The sequence below is a fragment of the Sphingomonas sp. 28-62-20 genome (genome assembly GCF_002281505.1).
In genome coordinates this window covers 1-4334 of record NZ_NCGH01000051.1, presented here as the reverse complement: position 1 = coordinate 4334, position 4334 = coordinate 1, and the positions used below count along the sequence as shown (strand labels likewise).

The 4334-nt window shown below is 62.0% G+C and carries 5 protein-coding genes; all 5 read left to right on the top strand.

All coding sequences use genetic code 11. The features are described 5' to 3' along the window. The coding region (locus B7Y43_RS19725; protein WP_374133369.1) for an autoinducer binding domain-containing protein at positions 1-678 on the top strand (678 nt) is incomplete at its 5' end. 442 nt (positions 679-1120) lie between these two features. Continuing rightward, a complete protein-coding gene (locus B7Y43_RS19720; protein WP_374133368.1) occupies positions 1121-1786 on the top strand; it encodes a lytic transglycosylase domain-containing protein in 666 nt (221 codons plus the stop codon). After that, positions 1783-2124 (top strand): TrbC/VirB2 family protein, encoded by a 342-nt coding sequence (locus tag B7Y43_RS19715; protein WP_066478388.1) that lies wholly within the window; start codon positions 1783-1785, stop codon positions 2122-2124. Before B7Y43_RS19720 ends, B7Y43_RS19715 begins: the two co-directional genes overlap by 4 nt. Before the next feature lie 10 nt (positions 2125-2134). Beyond that, positions 2135-2470 carry a type IV secretion system protein VirB3 gene (locus B7Y43_RS19710; protein ID WP_374133367.1) on the top strand — a complete coding sequence of 112 codons (336 nt, stop codon included), beginning with the start codon at positions 2135-2137 and terminating at the stop codon, positions 2468-2470. Next, positions 2463-4334 (top strand): transporter (locus tag B7Y43_RS19705; RefSeq protein ID WP_374133366.1); only part of this gene is annotated, 1872 nt, incomplete at its 3' end. The genes B7Y43_RS19710 and B7Y43_RS19705, both read left to right, overlap by 8 nt.

Sequence of the window (4334 nt, the reverse complement as noted above, 5' to 3'; positions counted from 1 at the left end):
GAATTGTCGGCGCTAGTCGATGCCATCGTCAGAGAATCTGGCTTCCGATGGTTTGCCTTGGTTCACAATGTCGATTTGGCCAGGCGCAGCAACAAGGCCTTGTTGCTGACGAGCTATCCGGCAGCGTGGGTCGATGAGATCATCGAAGATCGACTTTATCTAGACGACCCAGTCCACGCCGCCTGTACAAAGTCGCCTTCAGGTTTGACCTGGGACCGGATCGGGGATTTTATCGCGATGAGCCCGCGGCAGGCCACGATCCTCGAGCGGGGCCGCGCTCATGGCCTGGACGCAGGTTTCACGATGCCAATCCGCGTCAGCGATGAGCCAGAGGCGATGTTTACGGTGTCTCGCTCAGGCGACCGAGAAGTGACGAGCGACGAGGTGTTGGTGGCTCGTCTCATCGGCACCGTGGCCTTCGATCGCGGACGGTCGATCCTTGGCGACGATCGCCAGGTGTATGCGCCAGTGGCGCTCAGCCCCCGCCAGATTGAGTGTATTGCGTTGGTCGCACAGGGCAAAAGCGATTGGGAGTGCGCGCAGATCCTTGGCCTCGGCCGCGACACGGTTCACGAATATGTCGAGGCTGCCCGCCGTCGCTACGGTGTTCGCCGGCGAACCCAGTTGGTCTTGCGCGCAGTACGTGACGGCCATCTGAACATCGACGCCTTGATCTGACCGCGCGCGGCTCAGACCGCTTCATATTGGTGCCGTGATCCTATCAACGACCCTTGGCAGAACAAGCCGTAGGGGTTCGAGCTCGTTCCCGGCAGACCGATGCTTTGCCGGTCATAGCCATTGCGATCGGCATCAACGTGCACGTCAGCACGACGCACCAATCACTTTGCCGTCGCCAGGTGATCACAGGCACCACCCCCGGCATTTCTCTCATCGCAAGAAGAAAACCGCGCGACCCCCCTGACCGGGGGGATTGCCCCGGAGCGGCATAATCGGTTCAAAAGGCTAGCGATTTCGAGATTTCAAGTGCCGCAATCCAAGCCCTGTTTGGGGCCGCGACATGGAGTAGGAAAATGCCGCGCCGTCGTTACGCCTTCGCCACGCCTTCAAAGGCGATTTGCTTGTTAGTGGCACCAGCGACCACGAACCCAGGCGGTCGGCGATGATCCTCGATATCGCCACCGTCGTCGCGCTTGCACACCAATGTGCGCCGTCGGTGGCGGCGGAAACGCTCGTTTCGGTCGTCCACACCGAAAGCCATTTCAATCCCTATGCGATCGGCATTAACGCCAAGGGCGTTGCAGCCCCTGACCCGGCTAGCCGAGCATCGGCGGCCGCCGCCGCACGGACATTGATCGCCCGCGGCTATAACATTGATCTGGGGTTGGGGCAGATCAACAGCGCCAATCTCAAATGGCTCGGCCTTTCGGTAGAAGATGCTTTTGACCCCTGTCGCAACCTTGCCGCCGCAGCGCGCGTGTTGTCTGGCAACTATCTGAGCGTCGTCCGCTCGAGCCCGTCGACAGAAGCGGCGATCGCGACCGCTGTGTCGATGTACAATACCGGCAGCCGCTCGCGCGGCTTTGGCAATGGCTATGTTGGCCGCGTCTATGCCTCGTCGACTGTCGTCGTCCCGGCAATCCGGCACGGCCTAGCGCCGGCCACGCCCACCACCCCTGCCCCGCCACCAGCTCTTGGCACGCAAGCGCCAGCGGCATCAGCGCCGACCATCACGGTTGACTGGGACACATCGGCGGATGCGCAAATGGCCAAATTGATGGTCTTCGGCAGTGCATCCAGCAGCTCACAGAAAGGACAATCCGAATGACCGCTTTTGCGACAACCTCCGCCGTTTGGCTCACTCCGCGCCGACGCACGTTCACACAATATCTGGCGCTGGCCGTCACCGTCTTGGCGGTGTCGTTGCTGCTGACCGATCCGGCCTATGCTCAGGCGGCAGACGGCGTCACCTCGATGGCCGAGAACATCAAGACATGGCTGACCGGGACATTTGCCAAGACGATTGCGGTGATCGCGGTCGTCATCGTCGGCTTTATGTTTTTTACCGGTCGGGCAAGCCTCGGGCTCCTGGTCACGGTGATCGTCGGGATCTTCATCGTGTTCAGCGCGCAGTGGATCGTCGATACCATCACCGGCGGCGCGTGAGTACGGCGGCGTGGACGACGAAAGGCTCCGGGAAGAAACGCTCTTCCTCGCCGTGACGCGGCCAACGATGTGGCTTGGGGTGCCGATCGAGGCATCCCTGCCCATCGCGTTGGCCGCGTGCCTGACCCTCATCATCACCGGCAATCCACTCTATGCGATGGCACTGGCGGGCGCCTTCCTCGCCATTGCGCGGCTGATCGTTCGCCACGACGCCAATGCCTTTCGCTTGTTGTGGCTGTGGACCATGACGAAGGCGCGCTGCCGAAACCGCGCGTGGTGGGGCGGTAGTTCCTATTCCCCGCTGCCGATCGATGGTGCCAAGCGTCGAGGGTTCGCTCGTGGCTAGTGGCGCGATTTCGCTCGGTGCCACGTCAGCCCGAACGCCTTGGCGAATCCTTAAGAACGAGGCCGACCCCGCGCGTTACCTGCCCTATGCGCGCCATATCAACGATCACGTCATCGCGCTTGATGGCCGCGATCTGATGATGATGTTCAAGCTCGACGGTCTCGCGTTCGAGACGGCCGATCCCCTCCATCTCAACGACTGGCACGAGAAGCTGAACGGCACGCTGCGCAACATTGCCGACGATCGTCTCGCGATCTGGACCCACATCGTGCGCCGCCCAATTACCGATTATCCGCACGGAGAGTTCCGGTCGGATTTCGCTGCAGATCTGGACGCGAAGTACCGCGCCCGAGTCACGGCCAAGCGTATGTTCGTCAACGAACTGTATCTGACCCTGATCATGCGCCCGTCCGTTGGTTCGGCCGATCGCACGGGGGTTTTGCTGCGCCGCCTCTCTACTGCCCGCAAGGAGGGCGAGGAGGTCGACGAAGACGAACTTGCGCGCTTTGAGGACAAGGCGCGCGACATCGAGAAGCTGCTGGCCCGATGCCGGCCGCTCCGGCTCAGCCTCTACGAACATAATGGCCTGATGTTCTCGAAGCCCCTTGAGGTACTGGAGCTCGTGATGATGGGCCGGGCGGCGCGCGTCCCGCTCGTACGTGGTCATCTGGGCTCTGCCATTTACGGTGAGCGCGTCATCTTTGGCCGGGAAACCGTCGAGGTGCGCGCGCATGACGAAAGCCGATTCGTCGGCTTGTTCGGCATTCGCGAGTATCCGGCCATGACCAGGCCCGGTCAGATGAACGCCCTGCTCTCACAGGATTTTGCGTTTGTCGTGACGCAATCCTTCGCATTCATGGGCAAGGCCCGTGCGTCGGAGCGGCTGCGTCGGCGTCAGAACCAGATGGCATCGACCGAAGATGCCGCTGCCAGCCAAGCAATCGAACTGGCCGATGCGGCCGACGACCTTCAAAGCAATCGGTTCGTGCTCGGCGAGCATCATTTCTCTCTCGCGGTATTCGGTGAAAACCAGAAGCGTCTGGCCGAGAACCTGTCGACGGCTCGGGCTGCGCTGGCGGACGCCGGTCTTGTATCGGCGCGCGAAGGCCCGGCGCTTGAAGCTGCCTTCTGGTCGCAGCTACCGGGCAACTTCTCGTGGCGGGCGCGGCCGGCCGCGATCACTTCGCGCAATTTCGCAGCGCTATCGCCGTTCCATACCTTCCCGGCCGGAAAGCCCGATGGCAATCACTGGGGCGCGGCGATCGCGCTAATGAAGACCGCTGCCCAATCTCCCTACTATTTCAACTTCCATGTGAACGATCTCGGCCACACGCTGATCATCGGCCCCTCGGGCGGCGGCAAGACCGTGGTTCAGAACTTCCTGATGGCGCAGCTTGAGAAGACGGGCGCGCAGCAGATCTTTATCGACAAGGATCGCGGCGCGGAGATCTATGTGCGGTCCTCGGGCGGCACCTACCTCGCGTTGCGAAACGGTGTGCCGACCGGGTTCGCCCCGCTCCGCGCGCTCGATCAGACGCCCGGCAATATTGTCTTCCTCGGCAGACTGATCCGGCATCTCGTGACGCCAACTGGATCGCAGCTCGGCGTTACCCAGGAGAGGATGATCGACGAGGGTATCCTCTCGATCGGGCGTCTCCCTCCGGAAGAAAGGTCAATTCTCGCGCTGCGCCAGCTGCTTGGACAACGCGATCCGGAAGGGATCGGCGCGCGATTGGAGAAATGGTCCCGCGGCGGGGCGCTTGGCTGGGTGTTCGACAATGACCGGGACGAGCTGACGCTCGAGGCCAGGTTCATCGGCTTCGACATGACGGACTTCCTCGATAATCCAGAGATCCGCACGCCG